A 16915-nucleotide genomic window follows, 5' to 3' on the forward strand; every position below is an offset into this window, starting at 1 on the left:
GGCCTCCTCGCCTCGTCATCGAAGAACTGACACCGGCTCGCGCAAGGCAGATCGCACCGACCCTACGCCAACCTGACAGTCTCTTCGCCGTCAGAGCAGGATCCTCGCCCCACTCGCGCTACCAATTCACTGCATCCCAATTGCGCGTCCCGGCGCGCAACGCGATGGCGGATCCGCCACGCAACCGTCAAGTTCAAGGAGGAACCCTTTGCCATCCACATCCGAAACCAGCAATCCCGGCGCGCCTCTTGACCGCCGCATTTCCGCAGGAGTGAAAATCTGCGCCTATGTTTTGAGTGCTATCCTGCTCATCATCGGCGGATATTTCATATACGGTGGCGTGCAGCTCATCGCCCTTGGCGGATCTCTCTACTATCTGCTCGCAGGCCTTGCTCTTGTTTTCACTGCATTCCTGATGTTCCGCGCCGATCTGCGCGCCGTCTGGCTCTATGCCGCATTCTTCGCGGCGACCTTGATCTGGGCGATTTGGGAAAGTGGATTGCAGTTCTGGCCACTTGCAGCCCGGCTTGGCATGTTCGCAGCAATCGGCCTGCTGATCGCCCTCATCACCCCGTCGCTGCCACGAGCCCGCGCCTTCAAGCGCATCAAGCCGATTTCCTATGGCGTGGCGGGGATCACTGCCATCGCGCTGGTCGCTGCGTTCGCCAGTTCTTTCAGTCCAATCTGGCTGGTGAAACCAACCTATGCGCCGCAGGTCGCGGCCGACTACGACCTTTCTGCGGAACCTGATCGTTGGGTCGGCTTTGGTCGCACAGCCTCTGGCGAGCAATTCGCTCCCTATGACCAGATCAGCCGCGACAACATCGGTCAACTCGAGGTCGCCTGGACGTTCCACACCGGCGATATCTCCGGCAATGGCCGGGAAAACCAGAACACCCCACTGCAGATCGGCAATACGCTCTATCCCTGCACCCCAACCAACCAGGTTTTCGCGGTGCGCGGCGACACGGGTGAGCAACTCTGGCACTTCGATCCCGGCGTCAACCCGGGAAACACCGCCGGCTGGATGCGCTGCCGCTCGCTGGCCTATTACGAAGTGCCGGGACTTGCTGACGACGCACCGGGCAAGAATCGCCTTTACGTCACCACCGGCGACATGAGGTTGATTGCGCTCGATGCGGCAACCGGTGAACCTGTCCCGGAGTTCGGCGAGAACGGCACCGTCTTCCTGGCCGTTGGCATGGGTGCGGTGATCCCCGGCTTCTTCAACCCAACCTCCGGCCCCCTGCTGGCCGGCAACAACCTGATCGTCGGCGGTTGGGTCATGGACAATCAATCCACAGACGAACCGTCCGGTGTCGTGCGCGCCTTCAATGCCGTCACCGGGGACCTTGCCTGGGCGTGGGATGTTGGCCGTCCCGGCCAGCCGAACCCGCCTGCGGACGGTGAGTTCTACACCCGTAGCACCCCTAACATGTGGGCAACCCCCAGCTACGATCCGGACCTGAACATGGTCTATTTGCCCACCGGCAACGGCACACCTGACCTCTTTGGAGGGATGCGGTCAGAAGCTACAAACAGGGTCGGCAGCTCGGTCGTTGCTGTGGATGCGACGACCGGGGAAGAACGCTGGACATTCCAGCTCGTACATCATGATGTCTGGGATCTCGATCTTCCTTCAAAGCCGGTGCTCTATGACATGCCTGACGGCAAAGGCGGTCGGATTCCCGCGCTGATCCAGGCCGCCAAGAACGGCGAAATCTTCGTCCTGGATCGTCGAACCGGCGAGCCGATCACCGAGGTGGAAGAGCGCGCGGTGCCAACGAACGGAGTTGCTGGAGAGACGCTGTCGCCGACCCAGCCCTACTCCGTCGGCATGCCCTCCATGCGCGATTCGGTGCTCACCGAGGCGAAAATGTGGGGCATCACCCCCATTGATCAGCTGAACTGCCGGATACAGTTCAAGGGCCTCTACTACGATGGTGACTACACGCCGCCGCAACTAGAATGGTATCTTCAGAACCCGTCCTGGTATGGAACGACCAACTGGGGCGGCCAGGCCATCGACAAGCGTCACGATATCATGATCGTCAATGACATGCGGGTGATGATGAAGGGCCGCCTGCTGAGCCGAGAAGACGAAATCGCGCGGACGGCGGCAACCGGCAAAGCCTCGCACAGCACCGGCGGCGTGGTCCCGATGGAGGGAACACCCTATGGCGCTGAACGCGGCATGGTCGAATCCTTCCTTGGTGTCCCCTGCTCAACGCCGCCCTTCGGCACCATGGGCGCGATCGACATGAAGACCCAGACCATGCTGTGGCATCGCTCCCTCGGGACCCCCGAACAGTTCGGTCCTCTCGGCATCAAGACCCATCTTCCGGTCGAGCTCGGCATGCCGACGCTTGGCGGGGCCGTGCCGACGGCTTCGGGCCTGGTCTTCTTCTCGGCGACCTCGGACTACTACCTGCGCGCACTCGACGTGATGACCGGGGAAGTCGTCTGGAAAAGCCCGCTGCCGGTGGGCGGCGGCTCTACGCCGCTCGTCTTCCTGTCGCCTGAGGATGGCAGGCAATATGTGGTTGTGACCGCGCACGGATCCCGCGCGGCTCCGGACTACGGTGACTATATCATCGCCTACGCTCTGCCAAAGAGCTGAAACCACGGCTCAAGGCATTGAGAGCAGCCGAACATCTGTCTCTCGCGCAGTGGAAATCGGCGATCGTAAGATCGCCGATTTTTCGTTCCGGGTTGTATCTGGAGCATCCCATGGCTGAGTGCGAAACTTAACGCCGATATTTCCCAGGGGATTGCTGTACTCTACCTTCCCCCGATGATTTGAACCGAAATGTTTCATGTCTAGCGATCATTGGGCAGATTATTGCCCCTGCGGTTTCTGCTATCTCGCGCTAGACTTCACTAGACAAACCACGCAGTCCGCCTCTGACGATAGGCTGACCAGCGTGAACCTGCCCGAAGAGGCGCGACCGCCGCTACAGCAATCCGCAATGAGTGTTACTCTGTTGCGACGCCCCGACCTGAAAGGATCAGGAAATGTTCAAGTTTGCCATGCTTCCCCTAGCCATAGTCGCAAGCCTAAGCGCTGCCAACGCCCAGGTGGTGGTTTCGTCCAAGATCGACACCGAAGGCGGAGTTCTGGGACAAATCATCCTTCAGGTCCTGGATCACGCCGGCATCCCGACACAAGATCGCATCCAGCTCGGCGGGACACCCATCGTACGCGAAGCGATCATCTCGGGCGAGATCGATATCTACCCTGAATATACTGGCAACGCGGCCTTCTTCTTCAATCGCGCTGACGAGCCAATCTGGCAGGACGCCGTCGCCGGCTATGAGGCGGCCCGCCAACTCGATCGGGACGCCAATGACATTGTCTGGCTGACACCCGCTCCAGCAAACAATACGTGGGGCGTCGCACTTCGCTCAGACATTGCTGGGGCGGCAGGCATTCGCACATTTTCGGAGTTCGGCTCCTGGATTGAGGGTGGCGGCGAAGTCAAGCTTGTGGCTTCGGCCGAGTTCGTCAATTCGGCCCCCGCCCTGCCCGCATTCCAGACCGCATATGGCTTCACACTCAGCCAGGATCAGCTGATCGTGCTGTCCGGCGGCGACACCGCGGCCACGATCCAGGCAGCAGCGAACCGCACGAGCGGTGCCAATGCGGCGATGGTCTACGGAACAGACGGAGCCATCGCATTCTCAGGCCTGACGGTGTTGGAGGACGACAAGAGTGTCCAGCCGGTCTATCAGCCTGCACCGATCGTGCGCGCCTCGGTTTTGGCTGAGTATCCGCAGATAGGCGATCTCCTGGCTCCTGCCTTCGCCGGGTTGAATCTGGAAACCCTGCAGAGGCTTAACGGCCAGGTCCAGGTCGAAGGCATTCCTGCCGCCGACGTCGCACGCGGCTATCTGACAGACGCCGGACTTCTCGACTAGGCATGGCCATCGCGACGCGTATTACCCGTATCGACAGGCTGACGGCCGTTCTTGCGGTGCCTCTTCTTGCGGCGCTGCTGCTCTCAGTGCTGAGCTACCGACCCAACCGGATCGCGCCGCCAGAACCCCGCTCACTTGCCGATGTCTTCGATGGAGGGACCGTCAGCGCGATCATTGCCTCAGCGGTTCTGTTGACGATTGTCCTTTTGGTTCAGCATCGGCCTGCGGTTCGTGCAGCGATCGTCGGCCTTGCCGTGATCATTCATGTCGTCCTTCTTGGCTGGGGCGCGCAAATCCTGATGGAGGGTTCTGCACCTGCCGCACGGGTCTCGCCCGGGACCGGGTTCTGGCTGGGCTTTGGTGCGCTGGTCCTGTTGCTGCTGGACGCCATCGCGCGGTTGCAACCCAGTATCAGAGCCAGGGCGGCTTTACTGGTCGGCACGGTCGCCGCACTTGCCTTCGTACTACGCTCCGGTCTGCTCGCCGATCTATCTCTCGCCGCCGAGTACCGGGGTCGCAGCGACGCGTTTCACCGCGCGACCCTGGATCATCTGACGCTGGCCTTCGGCTCTTTCCTCGCCGCGCTTATCATCGGGCTGCCTGCGGGCGTGCTGATCCAGCGACGGCGGCGCCTGCGCGATCCAGTGCTGAACCTGCTGACGCTGATCCAGACCATTCCCTCCATGGCGCTCTTCGGCGTGTTGATCGTGCCGCTCGCATGGGTCGCGGCAAACATCCCCGGCGCGGCCAGCGCTGGCATCAGAGGCATCGGGATGGCTCCCGCGCTGATCGCGCTTTTCCTGTATTCCCTGCTGCCTATCGTCGCCAATACCGTGGCAGGCATAGATGCCGTGCCGCACAACGCAACCGAAGCTGCAACCGGCATGGGCATGACCGGAGCCGAACAGCTGCGGATGGTCGAACTGCCGCTGGCAATGCCGGTCATTCTGGCGGGAGGGCGCATCGTGCTGGTCCAGAACATAGGCCTCGCCACGGTGGGTGCGCTGATCGGATCGGGAGGGTTCGGAACCTTCATCTTTCAGGGTATCGGCCAGACGGCGACGGATCTCATCCTGCTGGGTGTATTGCCCACTGTAGCGTTGGCCTTTCTTGCGTCTGCGATCATGGATCTGATGATCGCGATGTTTCGGGGGCAGTCGCAATGATCGCTTTCGAAGCCCTGACCAAAAGCTACGACGGTCGGAATGTGGTCGACAACGTGACCGCCAGCTTCGCGACTGGCACTATCACTGCCGTTGTAGGTACATCCGGGTCGGGCAAAACAACGCTGCTGCGGATGATCAACAGATTGATCGAACCGACAACGGGTTGCGTACAGATCAACGGCAGGGATGTCAGTGAGCTCCCCGAGGTCGCTCTCCGGCGCAGCATAGGCTATGTCATTCAAGGCTACGGACTGTTTCCACACTGGACAGCTGCGCGCAACATCGGCGTCGTACCGAGACTGCTTGGCTGGCGGACGTCCGAGATCGAGGCCCGGACTGCGGAGTTGCTGCGCCTGCTGCAGCTTGACCCGGCGCAGATCGGCCCGCGCTATCCGCACCAGCTGTCCGGAGGGCAGGCTCAGCGGATAGGGGTTGCGCGGGCGCTGGCCGCGCGCCCGGACGTGCTGCTGATGGACGAGCCCTTTGGCGCGCTGGACCCGGTGATCCGCCGGCAGGCGCAGCGAGACCTGTCCGAAATCCAGCACCAGCTTGGAACGACGATCATCCTCGTTACCCATGACATGAATGAAGCACTCAGGCTGGGGAATGCCATCGCCGTGATGCGCGATGGCCGGTTCGAGCAGTTCGCACCACCGTCCGAAATCGTTTGCGCTCCGGCTACGCCATTCGTGGCTGAGCTGGTCGGCGAAGAGGGTCGCGCGCTACGGCTTCTGTCGCTGACACCCGTGGGTCCGCATCTGCGCACCGGAGAGGCTCCGGGAGACCCTGTGGCCGACACGGCCTCGCTTTCAGATGCGCTGTCTGAAATGATCTGGACCGGGCGAGATCGATTGCCCGTCGCGGACAGGAGCGGGCGGCGGCTCGGGGTCATCGAACGGGCCGACATTCTGTCGGCCGGGCGGCGAGCCGCCCCGGTATGACAATGCTGCGGTGGATCCTTCTGCTGGCAATAACCGGCGGGCTGCTGTTTGCACCCAACCTGCTCGAGCCAATGCTGCGTCCGCTCGCACCCGCAGGAGGACCGGTGCTCTACAACCGTGCGACGCTCTCCAGCCTGACGGGGGCGCATCTGATGCTGGTAGTGATGGCCATGGTGCCCTCGACCATCATCGGGCTCACACTGGCAGTCTTGGTGTCACGCCCAGCCGGGGCCGAGTTCCTGCCTCTGTCACGTACCATCGCAAACATCGGCCAGACGTTTCCGCCGGTTGCCGTTCTGGCACTGTCTGTTCCCCTGCTGGGATTTGGCAGCCTGCCGACGATCCTTGCACTGTTCCTCTACGGTCTGTTGCCCATCTTTGAGAACACGCTGGCTGGACTTCGTGGCGTGCCGGGCGCAGTGGCGCTGTCGGCCCGCGCCGTGGGAATGACTCCGGGCCAGGTTCTGGCCCAGGTTGAGCTTCCTATCGCTATGCCCCTGATCCTGGAAGGCATTCGCATTTCGACAGTGATCGCGCTCTCGACCGCGACAATCGGATCGACCGTCGCTGCTCGGAGCCTGGGCGAGGTGATCATCGCGGGGCTTACCTCAAACAATCTCGCCTTCATCGTGCAGGGCGGGGTCCTGACCGGCTGTATCGCCGTACTGATCTATGACCTCTTCGGCCTGCTGATTGCATTCGCCAAGCACCGTGCCGGAATTGAAACAGGAGACCAGCTATGACCCGGTACATGAAAGCCGCCGTCATCCGCGAACCTGGTGGACCCGAGGTTCTTCACATCGAACAGGTCCCCGTGCCACAGGCCCGGCCTGGCCACGTGCTGATCCAGGTTGCCGGCTTCGGGTTAAACCGGTCCGAAATGTTCACCCGGCAGGGCCACTCGCCGTCAGTAAGCTTCCCGCGGGTCCCGGGTATCGAACTCGTTGGCATTGTAGCCGAAGACCCTTCGGGCCGGCTCCGCCCGGGCCAAAAGGTTGCAAGCGTCATGGGAGGCCTGGGTCGGGCATTCGACGGCTCCTATGCTGAATTCTGTCTTGTGCCCGCCGATCAGGTGAGGACAATCGAAACCAACCTCCCCTGGTCTATGGTCGCCGCACTGCCCGAAATGATGCAGACGGCCTGGGGGTCGCTCTTCTCGGCACTGGATCTGAAGAAGGGTGAGCGCCTGCTCATCCGGGGCGGAACAACCTCCGTCGGACTGGCTGCCGCAGCACTCGCGAGCGCGCACGGGGCGCTGGTCACGTCCACCTCACGGCAACCCGATCACCTCCAACTGATGAAGGCCGCAGGCGCAACGGACGTTATCCTCGACGACGGCCGGATCGCGGACCAACTTGCGAAACATAACCGCTTTGACAAGGCGCTCGAGCTGGTCGGAACAATCACATTGCAGGACAGTCTGAACTGTATGGCGATACGTGGTACGGTCTGCATGTCCGGAATCGTCGGCAATCGTTGGAGCCTGCCAGAGTTCGCTCCGATGGAGGTCATTCCCAGCAAGGTTCGGCTCACGATCTACTCGGGCGATGTCAGCGACTTCATGGCAATGCCGTTCGACGAAATCCTACAGCACGTGGCAACCGGAACCCTGCCGATAAAAATCGGAGCTGTATTCGGATTGGACGACATCATTGATGCCCATCGTCTGATGGACAGCAACAAAGCTGGCGGAAAAATTGTCGTACTGACAGAGCTTGCTGAGCCCAGTCTTCAACCTGGTTGGCGGGTCATGCCTCGCTGAGCAGTTTCACTGATGCGGCATGAAAAGACGCCGGTCCTTGTGAGGGTGTCTGCCCACCAGACAAGCATTTGAATTTCGATTACTTTCCTCATCCCTGACCCACATGGCCAGTATCACTCCGCCCTGAACACATGGATTGGGCCAACCATATTAAGTTGATAAATTCTGCAATTCGCCGTGCCAACGAGCCGCGAGCTCGATCAGTGGAAGCGCGGCCGACCGCAGGCATCGGGAGACATGCATGATCACGCGCCCGTCCGTTGGGTTTCGAGGTCGCGAACGCATTCTTCAAGCCATTTGACGAAATGACCTGCCTTCGTCCGACCTGGCCGCGCGACCTCCACCACATAGACGTAGTTACTGTCGACCAAGCCAAAAGGTGCAACCAGCCGACCGCTTGCGACATCCCCGGCCACCAGATGCCAGGGGGCGATCGCAATCCCAAGGCTGTTCAAAGCGGCTTCGATGGTCATGTGATAATGATCGAAAATCCGGGTTGTAGTGGCATCCCCGATGCCTCTGCCGGTCAGCGACACCCATTCGCGCCAGACATCAGGGCGTGTCCGCGTCTCCAGCCGCGGCAGGGCAAGTACATCCTCCTTACGGACCGATGCGAGCGAAGGTGCCACGACCAGCGCCAGCTTTTCCGTGAAAAGCCGGGTGCAGGTCGCGGGCAAATGCGCTTGTGGCGGCAGAACCAGAATGCGGACATCGACCTGAACCTGCGCCTGCCGGTCATCGGTTGCGAGACGGACATCATAGCGGGGATGCCGGGCAGTAAAGTCGTGCAGGCGCGGAATAAGCCAGCGCATGGCAAAGGTGCTGAGGCAGGCCACGTCGAGAATGTCGCTGTCTCCCCGCCCGATCACGCGCAGTGCATCCTCGATCTGATCGAAAGCCCCCGTCAGGGCAGCGCCGAAAACGCGGCCCTCTGCGGTAAGCTGAGGGCGGTTGCGCGCGCCCTCGAACAACGGCACGCCAACGAAATCCTCCAGATGGCTGACATGGCGGCTGACCGCCCCATGCGTCACACCCAGCTCGTCGGCGGCGCGCGAGATCTGGCCGTGGCGCGCGGCGGCCTCGAACGCCCGTAGCGCGGCGACAGGCAATGTCTTTCTGCTTCTCATGTGAGTATTGATCACGATGAACGGGCCAGAATGTCAATAAATAGACGGACGGATCGGTGATAGAGGGGGTCGAACCGACAGGAAGAGGTGAGCCATGCCATTCGTCAGAACAGCCGTCCCCAAAGGGACAGAGACATCGCGCAAACAACAGATCGTGCAGGGAATTCATGATGCACTGGTCGAGGGCATCGGCATGCCCAAGGACGAACTCTTCAATCTCGTGACCGAATATGGCGACGGGGAATTCTTCTACGACCGCGGCTTCAACGGCATCGCCCGCTCCGACGATCTGATCGTCGTGGAAATCACAATGCGCCGGGGGCGAAGCGATGCCATGAAGCGCGATCTCTATGCCGCCATAACGCGAAACCTCGAAGGGCGCGCGGCGGTGTCGCCCAGGGACGTCTTCATTTTCATGCACGAGAACGACTATTCGGACTGGAGCGTCGGCAACGGTGTCTTCGCGATGGCGATCGCCCAGCAGCGCGGGAGTGATAGCTGAGGGTGCCAATCCCGACATATCCTGCGGCGTGTCTTTCTGGAAAGACCCTGAGGAATGCGTGCCAATTACCTCCGGACAGGGCCAGTTGCCGCCTTGCCCGGACACCCTGAGCAACCGACACGGCCAGCCGGCTACGATCGGCGTTTGCCCATATTTCACCCAGACTGGCAACTAAACCGTGACAAATGAAATCGTGAGCAACATCTGCGCTGCCGCCTTGCACAGCGCTTGCCTGATGGCGACGACAGGCGGCATGCTCTGATCTCGTCTTGAGGATTGCAGCCAATGGATATCATCACACTTCTTTCCTTTACGGCAGCCTTCTTCGTCTTCGCGGCCAGTCCGGGGCCGGACAACATGACCATCATCGCGCGCACGATCTCGCACGGGGCCACGTCGGGTCTGGCCTATGGGGCCGGAACCGTGGTGGGGATCCTGGTATTTCTCGTGCTCGCCGCACTCGGTCTGTCTGTCGTCGCTGCTGAAATGGGAGCCCTGATGACCGTGCTGCGCTATGCTGGCGCGGCGTGGCTGATCTGGATGGGCATCAAGCTCTGGACCGCAGCGCCGGTTGCGCCAGAACTGCAGACGAGTCAGGCGCCGCGCGGGTTGTGGGGCGTATTTGCGACCGGCGTTCTCCTGAACCTCGGCAACCCGAAGATGCCGCTTTTCTATGTCGCGCTGCTGCCCAATGTCGTCGGCACATCGCTGACATGGTCACAGGTCGGAGAACTGGCGGGCGTCATTCTTGTCGTCGAGGTTCTGGTCATCGGCGGGCATGTTCTGCTCGCCAGCCGTGCAGGGCGGCTTTTGCGAACCCCGACCATCGTGCGCCGGGTCAATCGTGTGGCAGGCGGTATGATGGTCGGCGCCGGGGTGGCCGTTGTCGCAACCCGATGAGCCTTTTTCGAGCATAAGGCTCTCACCGGGAAAATACGAGCACCTTGACGCGAATCCGGGCGAAAAGTGCCTTCACGACCTTTGTCCTTGTCCCAACGCGCGGTATTTGCTGAGGCCTTGTCTGCTTGATGATCTCACGATCCCCCTCCGCCTGACCAGATGCGGTTCCTTTTCACGTTGCATTATGCCGGTCGCCTTCTGATCCCAAGAATCCGCTGTCCAAAGCCAGTGTATAGCGGCGATCTTCCATGCGAACGACCGGACACCCGCATCAGTTGCGCGGAGAGAAGGCGCAGTATTGCTGGAGCTGGTTCCGGCGCGTCGGTCAGCGGCGACGCGTGTTGAACCCGCAATTCTTGACAGTCTTGCGCAGAAACTGCGCCATGCTTGGCCAGGTGGCCCGGATCCCCACAGAGCCCTTGTCACGTTCTTTCTCGGAGACAGTTGATGTCGATCCGCAGAGCAAGGTCCCTTCGTCAGATGACACACCACTGCGCGCTCAAAGTCGTTCAGTAGGTCAGACCAGCTAAAGAAACAGGTTAGCCAATGCCTTGCTCCTCCTAACGGCCTGTCGGAGAGCCCACGGTGAGCGCATCATCAAGAACGTCAATAAGGGCGGCGAGGCATCTCAACTGTGCAAGACCAGAAAGCCAAACGCCCGCACTCAGCGCGCTAGTGTGCTGCCATGCCCACCGGTCCAAGATGTGTATGCTTTCTCCACATACTGTCGCCACGCCCGAAAGCCGTTACTTCCGGGCGCTGTTGAGCCCTAGCAGTAGGCAACTCTTGCTCTAGGATTTGCATTTTGGAACCGTTAGCGTGGCCAGAACCAAAGTCGTAAGGAACCTCAGCATTGTTTCGGATCACCGCGCGAACCGTCCTTGAGCTTGGATCGGAGCTGATAAGCTCTGACATTATCGCGTTTTACGAGTTGATCAAGAATGGCTTCGATGCCGGAACAAAGAACGGCGTGGAAGTCCGGTTCGACATCATTTTGACCAAAGCAATAGGTCAACGGCTGGCGAGAGAAGCCGGGAAAATCGACCAGGCGGCGGAGAACTCCGCGCAGCTATTGAAAGAACTGAAGGCCATAGTCGATGGCGAGATACTGGAAAGCGCGTCGAAAGAAGCACTCACAAGTTTCCGCGCACTGATCGACGCGGCAGCCACGCCGGCTGCACTGGTTGACGCGCTCACCGACGGGATGAGGCAATTCAATACTATCACGATCAAGGACACCGGCTCGGGTATGTCGGCTCTGGACCTAGAAGACAACTTCCTAGTCATCGGTACTGGGTCACGAAAAAAGGCAATCGACGCAGCTCTCGCATCGGGCACCGACAAGGCACCCTACCTGGGAGAGAAAGGCATCGGTCGCTTATCCGCCATGCGACTAGGAGAACAACTCCACGTCGAGACCGCAAAGATCTCGGACACGCATTTCAATCTTCTCGAAATCGACTGGAGAATATTCAACACGGTCGACGCCATGCTGGACGAGATAGATGTGAAGCCATCCCTCGGCGAACTCAAACCATTCCCAGATTGGTCTGGTACGACCATAGTCATAAGTGACCTTACTGAGAACTGGTTTAAGGATCGTGTTTTCGAAATGGGAGATCGCGAATTCTCCCGGCTCACGGACCCATTCGAGGACCCTGGTGTCAGACCGAGGATTGCCGTGTTCTGGAATGGTGATCGCGTCCCAGTTGCCAGCATGTCCAGAAGCTTGCTAGAGGCTGCGCACGCTCACGTGAGTGGAAAGTACTCGATCAATGAGGGTGAGCCCTCACTGAAGATTACAACCGACATCGCTGACCTCGGCTTTCCACATCCGAGAGAAGTTCGAACGATAGTTCTGGACCGCGCCGACCTTGAAGGCGCAATCATTGGCAAAGATGATCACATCGACGATCGAGCACTCATCGACGTAGGTCCGTTTGAGTTCGAAGCTCATTGGTTCAACCGCCGCCGGCTGCCCCTTAAGGATGCTGTCGGAGAGAAACTTGCTATACGAGACGAGCAGGAAAAGTGGTCTGGCAACCTCCTATTCCGCGATCTCTTCCGCGTGTTTCCCTACGGTGAGGAAGAGGATGACTGGCTCGAGCTTGATCGCCGAGCTCTTCGTCGATCTGGTTACCTTTTGAACCGCACCCAGTTCGTGGGTCGAACTCAGATCTCACGGATTACAAACCCGGCACTTTTAGATCAGACCAACAGAGAGGGGCTCAGGGTTACGCCAGAACAACGTGTTTTGCTGCTGATCATGCGGTTTGCCGTCCAGGATCAGCTCGGACAAGCCATTGGCGAAGTTGAGAAGCAGTATAAAGCCCAAAAGATAGACTTGGGGGATGCCCAAAAACAGGTCACACGAATGGAGGATCGAGCTAAGACAGCCCTCACACGCATTCGACGATTCAGCCCGCCCGATGCAGAGGAGGCGATTGCTGACATCCAGCAAACGTTGGCCGAATTTTCCCAATTCGCAGCGCAGGCCCGAGAGCGGATAGCCCAAGTCGAACAGGAAGGGCGGCAGATGGTGGAAATGGCTGGGATCGGGTTGATGGTCGAGGTAGTTGCCCACGAACTTGCACGCTCGACAGAGAGTGCCCTGCGCGCTCTAGAAAAATTGAAAGACGCGGATGTGCCAGATCGACTCAGGGGACAGATAGCAACCCTTCGCGCCGAGATGAAGAGCATCAACAAGCGAGTCCGCGTGCTTGATCCAATGAGTGTTTCCGGCCGTCAGAGAACGGAGTTGTTTAGTCTCAACCAGCTAGTCAACGATACAATCGCCGCCCATGCTTCTCAGTTCGAGCGGCATAGGATTACACCGATCATTCATCTCCCCGAGAAGACGGTCCGCATACGGGCAGTGAAGGGAATGATCGTTCAAATCCTTGAGAACCTGATCTCCAATTCAGTTTATTGGCTGGACATTCGCGGGAAGCGTGAAAATTTTAAGCCGGAGATACGGATCAGCGTTGGAAGTAGCCCACCGACATTGGTCTTCGAAGACAACGGTCGTGGTGTGGCAGTCGAAAACCAAGAAGCGGTCTTCAAGATGTTCTTTTCGTTGCGTGACTCCAAACGACGGCGAGGTCTCGGACTTTTCATCGCCCGAGATGCCGCAGAGCATCACGGAGGCACTCTCAACCTCGATGACTATCGCGACCCGCAGACGGGTCGACTGCACCGTTTCACTCTGGAACTTCCTGAAGGGCTCCAACAATGAGCCTTAGGACGCTGCTTGAGCAACGAAATCTCCGGCGCGTACTGATCGTCGATGATGCATGCGATCCGACGCCGACTGCTAGTGATATCGGCGTCGGCAATGAGCAATGGGCAATTTTTGGCGATGACTGGGCACCTCATCGCGAGGCGATTGAGGCCGCCTATGGCAGCTCCTTGGAAGGCAGACGTCTAGATGAGCTGAAAGAACAGGACGCTTTCGTCGATGCCTTGTGGTCTCTCCGGCGCGAATTGCGGGATCTGCTTGATCCCCTCTTTACAGCCTATCGGACGACCCAGCAGGCCGACATCCACTACGTGGAACTAGCCAAGGCTGAGTTAGAGGCCTTGGGGCTTGAGGTCATCCTAGCGGGGCGCAACTTCGCCGAAGCTTTTCGCAATGCCGACATCGTCTTGATCGATCTGTTTTTGGGTACGGCTCAGGACGCAAGCGCCGTTGCGACGTCAAAGAAAGGGCTACGCGATGCATTGGAGCAGCGTGGCATGCCTCATCCACTCGTTATCTTGATGTCGCGAAGTATTGAGCTGACTGACCGACGCGACGAGTTCCGCGACGAAGTTGGTCTCCTGGAGAGCGGGTTCCGCATTCTGAGAAAGGAAGAGCTGGAGACTGCTGGACGGCTCGAAATCCAGCTTCAGCGGATTGCGACCCATGTCGAAGATACGCATAGACTCGGCGCATTCATCGACGCGCTAGAGACCGGTCTCGCGCAAGCCGCCAAACGCACACTTGGTCAGTTCCGTCGCCTAAAGCTTTCAGACATCGGCCAGATCCAGCAACTGCTCCTCGAATTCGAAGGCGAACCCACAGGCAGCTACCTTGTCGACGTTTTCGATCGCGTACTAGCTCACGAGATTGAGAGCGAGACAGGCATCATCGATACTGCAACGACCTTGAATGCCTTCAAGGTTAATGATTATCCCGCGCCATTTGTCGCTGGTTCGGTTGAACTTCAGGACATGGTCTGTAAGACGTTGACCCAGAGTGCCGAACGGCTGCGGCTACCGGCCTCCGAAGGGCGGGTATCATTTGGAGATATCCTGCGACTGCAACCTCCAGTCGATGCTGCGACAGCTAGGCAGGAGCTTCTCGTCGATTTGGATGAGACCAAGGTGCTCGTCGTACTGACCCCAGCTTGTGATCTGGTTCGTAGCGGAGCGCCTCGCGTTCTGCTGCTTGTCGGTGAGCTTTGTGAATTCAGTATTGGGGACTGGAGCTACAAGAGCGATCTCCGGACATCTGCAATTGAAATTGACGGCCAACGACGTTGGATCCGCTGGGATGAAAAACACGTAGAAACTGTATCCTGGGCTCAACTTGACAGAGCTTTCGATAACGACACTCTAACGACAGTCGCGCGTCTTAGAGAAGCACATGCCCTCGAAATCCAGCAGAAAGTTTTGGCTGGCCTTGGGCGAGTGGGGATGGTCGCACGATTGCCGGCGACGTTCGAAGTCACCATTGTGGCCTACTATATCGACCTCGAAGGGCGCCCCGTGGAACTTCAAGTTGATGGCTTCACTGACGGCGCTGTCTGTTGGGTCGGACGTGATGGCCCGGGCAACCAAGCGCTGAGGCTTGCGCTCACGGAACGGGCCGTTGATGATCTGCAGGCGGCTCTTAGGAGCGTCGGGGACGAAAACGTCATGGAAGGTGCTCGTGGCGTCTATCGATTAGCAGCTAAGTCCGCTGAGTTTGCGGATCTCCTAATGAAAGGCATCCCGCTTAAAACCGCCGATCCAAATTGGAAACCCATACGCATTCGCGATGGTGACACCGTGAAGGATTTTGGAGTTATTGCGTGGAACAATGCAGATCCTAACCAAATATGGGATCGTAAGAAAATGCCAATTGGTCAGGCGGGTGTTCTCCTTCATCTAATGGACCGGGAAGATACTCAGGGGCTTCAAGAGGCTGTCTCGCACGGCCTTGTTGAGCCAGCTTCTAAATGAGGTGTAGCCGAAAAATATGGGATTTATCTCTCGAACGAGACGGCATCTCTTGCAGCAAAGTTGGGCTATTTGAGACAGGAGGCACAGCTTGCGAAGGCCTCTGGAATCAGATTAGCCGCAATCCGATGATGGAAGCTTCTGCAACTCGAAAGTGCTTAGATATAAGAAACTCAAGCCATGAAATCCTGCCGAGACGAGTTGATGAAATGAGCGAACAACAGGGCGAGAAACCTGTCTATCTTGATGGATTTGCCACACTTCCGCTCGCACCAGCGGCGCGAACGGCAATGCTCGCTGTATGGGATCAGCCTGGGAATGCTGGATCTCCCAATGGATCGGGTGAGCGAGCGGCGCAGATCGTCGCGGCTGGCCGCGCGGCAGTTGCCGACCTGATCGGCGCCACACCCGGCGAAATCACCTTCACGTCGGGCGCGACCGAGGCCAACAACCTTGCAATGATGGGCGTGGCCCGCGCAATCCGCCAAATCGAACCAAATAGACGCAAGATCTTGATCTCTGCAATTGAGCATAAGGCCGTGATTGAGCCAGCTCGCGAGCTTGAACGCGAGGGCTTCATCGTCGAAACTATTCCGGTCACATCGTCTGGTGTGATTGATCTTGATGCGCTGAAACGTATGTCAAAAGACGACTTGGCGCTTGCCTCTGCCATGCTAATTAACAATGAGCTAGGCACGATTCAGCCCATCGGCGAAGCATGCGAAATCGTCCATGCGGTCGGCGGACGTATGCATACTGATGCAGCTCAGGCCGTTGGTAAGGTGCACCTAGACGTTGCCGATCTTGATATCGATTACCTGAGTCTGTCTGGCCATAAGGCCTACGGACCAATGGGGATAGGTGCGCTCTATGTGGCTGCGGGCGCCCTAAAACCAAACGCCCAACTGTTTGGGGGCGGTCAGCAAAGCGGGTTGCGCCCCGGAACAGAGCCGGTCGCGCTGATTGCGGGCTTTGGTGCTGCGGCCTTGGTCGCGAAGAGCGCCTTGGCAGATGGATCTGCGCATGGCGCAGAGCTACTAACCGTCCTTCTCGACGAACTCCGCAAGAACCAAGTCAGGTTCCTGATCCCCAGCAGCCACGCTCCGCGAGTGCCCGGCGGGATCGCCCTGTTGCTCCCTGGCACTGACGGCGATGCTCTCTGCGCTCGCCTTGCGTCGAAGGTTTCGATTTCTACCGGGTCGGCTTGCACATCCGGCCAGATCAGAACTTCTCATGTTCTTGAATCTATTGGACTTTCAGAGCATGATGCACGTTCGGTCGTTCGAATTTTCTGCAACCGCTACAACACTGTTGATGAGGTTCGATTGGCTGCGCGCCTGATAGCAGATGCGGTTCGGAGAAGTTCCCTTGCTACTGGAGGACGTCACCAGTAGACT

12 protein-coding genes are annotated in these 16915 nt (G+C 58.9%); 11 read left to right on the forward strand and 1 reads right to left on the reverse strand.

Annotated elements, in window-relative coordinates; all coding sequences use genetic code 11:
- Positions 1–208: 208 nt before the first annotated feature.
- The 6 genes from D2T30_RS05150 to D2T30_RS05175 all read left to right on the forward strand — a co-directional run bounded on the left by D2T30_RS05150 (position 209) and on the right by D2T30_RS05175 (position 7787).
- Positions 209–2620, forward strand: a complete 2412-nt coding sequence (locus D2T30_RS05150; RefSeq protein ID WP_128208001.1) for a membrane-bound PQQ-dependent dehydrogenase, glucose/quinate/shikimate family — start codon at positions 209–211, stop codon at positions 2618–2620.
- Between the two features lie 395 nt (positions 2621–3015).
- On the forward strand, positions 3016–3918 hold the full coding sequence (gene osmF / locus D2T30_RS05155; RefSeq protein WP_128208002.1) for a glycine betaine ABC transporter substrate-binding protein OsmF: 903 nt from the start codon (positions 3016–3018) through the stop codon (positions 3916–3918).
- 2 nt (positions 3919–3920) lie between these two features.
- The gene (locus D2T30_RS05160) at positions 3921–5084 is read left to right on the forward strand and encodes an ABC transporter permease (protein ID WP_206612864.1); all 1164 of its coding nucleotides are present in this window, start codon (positions 3921–3923) and stop codon (positions 5082–5084) included.
- Positions 5081–6025 carry an ABC transporter ATP-binding protein gene (locus D2T30_RS05165; RefSeq protein WP_128208003.1) on the forward strand — a complete coding sequence of 315 codons (945 nt, stop codon included), beginning with the start codon at positions 5081–5083 and terminating at the stop codon, positions 6023–6025. The genes D2T30_RS05160 and D2T30_RS05165 overlap by 4 nt, the downstream gene beginning before the upstream one ends.
- The gene (locus D2T30_RS05170) at positions 6022–6768 is read left to right on the forward strand and encodes an ABC transporter permease (RefSeq protein ID WP_128208004.1); all 747 of its coding nucleotides are present in this window, start codon (positions 6022–6024) and stop codon (positions 6766–6768) included. The genes D2T30_RS05165 and D2T30_RS05170 overlap by 4 nt, the downstream gene beginning before the upstream one ends.
- Positions 6765–7787, forward strand: coding sequence for a zinc-binding alcohol dehydrogenase family protein (locus D2T30_RS05175; RefSeq protein WP_206612865.1), 1023 nt, complete (start codon positions 6765–6767; stop codon positions 7785–7787). The genes D2T30_RS05170 and D2T30_RS05175 overlap by 4 nt, the downstream gene beginning before the upstream one ends.
- Before the next feature lie 245 nt (positions 7788–8032).
- Here D2T30_RS05175 and D2T30_RS05180 read toward each other — a convergent pair whose 3' ends face one another.
- Positions 8033–8914 (reverse strand): LysR substrate-binding domain-containing protein, encoded by an 882-nt coding sequence (locus D2T30_RS05180; RefSeq protein ID WP_128208005.1) that lies wholly within the window; start codon positions 8912–8914, stop codon positions 8033–8035.
- Positions 8915–9008: 94 nt separating this feature from the next.
- On the opposite strand from D2T30_RS05180, the gene D2T30_RS05185 reads away from it, so the two are divergent.
- The 5 genes from D2T30_RS05185 to D2T30_RS05205 all read left to right on the forward strand — a co-directional run bounded on the left by D2T30_RS05185 (position 9009) and on the right by D2T30_RS05205 (position 16912).
- Positions 9009–9416 carry a tautomerase family protein gene (locus D2T30_RS05185; RefSeq protein WP_128208006.1) on the forward strand — a complete coding sequence of 136 codons (408 nt, stop codon included), beginning with the start codon at positions 9009–9011 and terminating at the stop codon, positions 9414–9416.
- Positions 9417–9701: 285 nt separating this feature from the next.
- The gene (locus D2T30_RS05190; RefSeq protein WP_128208007.1) at positions 9702–10316 is read left to right on the forward strand and encodes a LysE family translocator; all 615 of its coding nucleotides are present in this window, start codon (positions 9702–9704) and stop codon (positions 10314–10316) included.
- 853 nt (positions 10317–11169) lie between these two features.
- Positions 11170–13551: a sensor histidine kinase gene (locus tag D2T30_RS05195; RefSeq protein ID WP_128208008.1), complete on the forward strand. Its 2382-nt coding sequence runs from the start codon at positions 11170–11172 to the stop codon at positions 13549–13551.
- Positions 13548–15521 carry a hypothetical protein gene (locus D2T30_RS05200; RefSeq protein WP_128208009.1) on the forward strand — a complete coding sequence of 658 codons (1974 nt, stop codon included), beginning with the start codon at positions 13548–13550 and terminating at the stop codon, positions 15519–15521. Before D2T30_RS05195 ends, D2T30_RS05200 begins: the two co-directional genes overlap by 4 nt.
- 206 nt (positions 15522–15727) lie before the next feature.
- Positions 15728–16912 carry a cysteine desulfurase family protein gene (locus D2T30_RS05205; RefSeq protein WP_164884215.1) on the forward strand — a complete coding sequence of 395 codons (1185 nt, stop codon included), beginning with the start codon at positions 15728–15730 and terminating at the stop codon, positions 16910–16912.
- Positions 16913–16915 lie beyond the last annotated feature (3 nt).

The organism is Paenirhodobacter populi (genome assembly GCF_004022215.1).
GTDB classification, from domain to species: Bacteria; Pseudomonadota; Alphaproteobacteria; order Rhodobacterales; family Rhodobacteraceae; genus Rhodobacter; species Rhodobacter populi.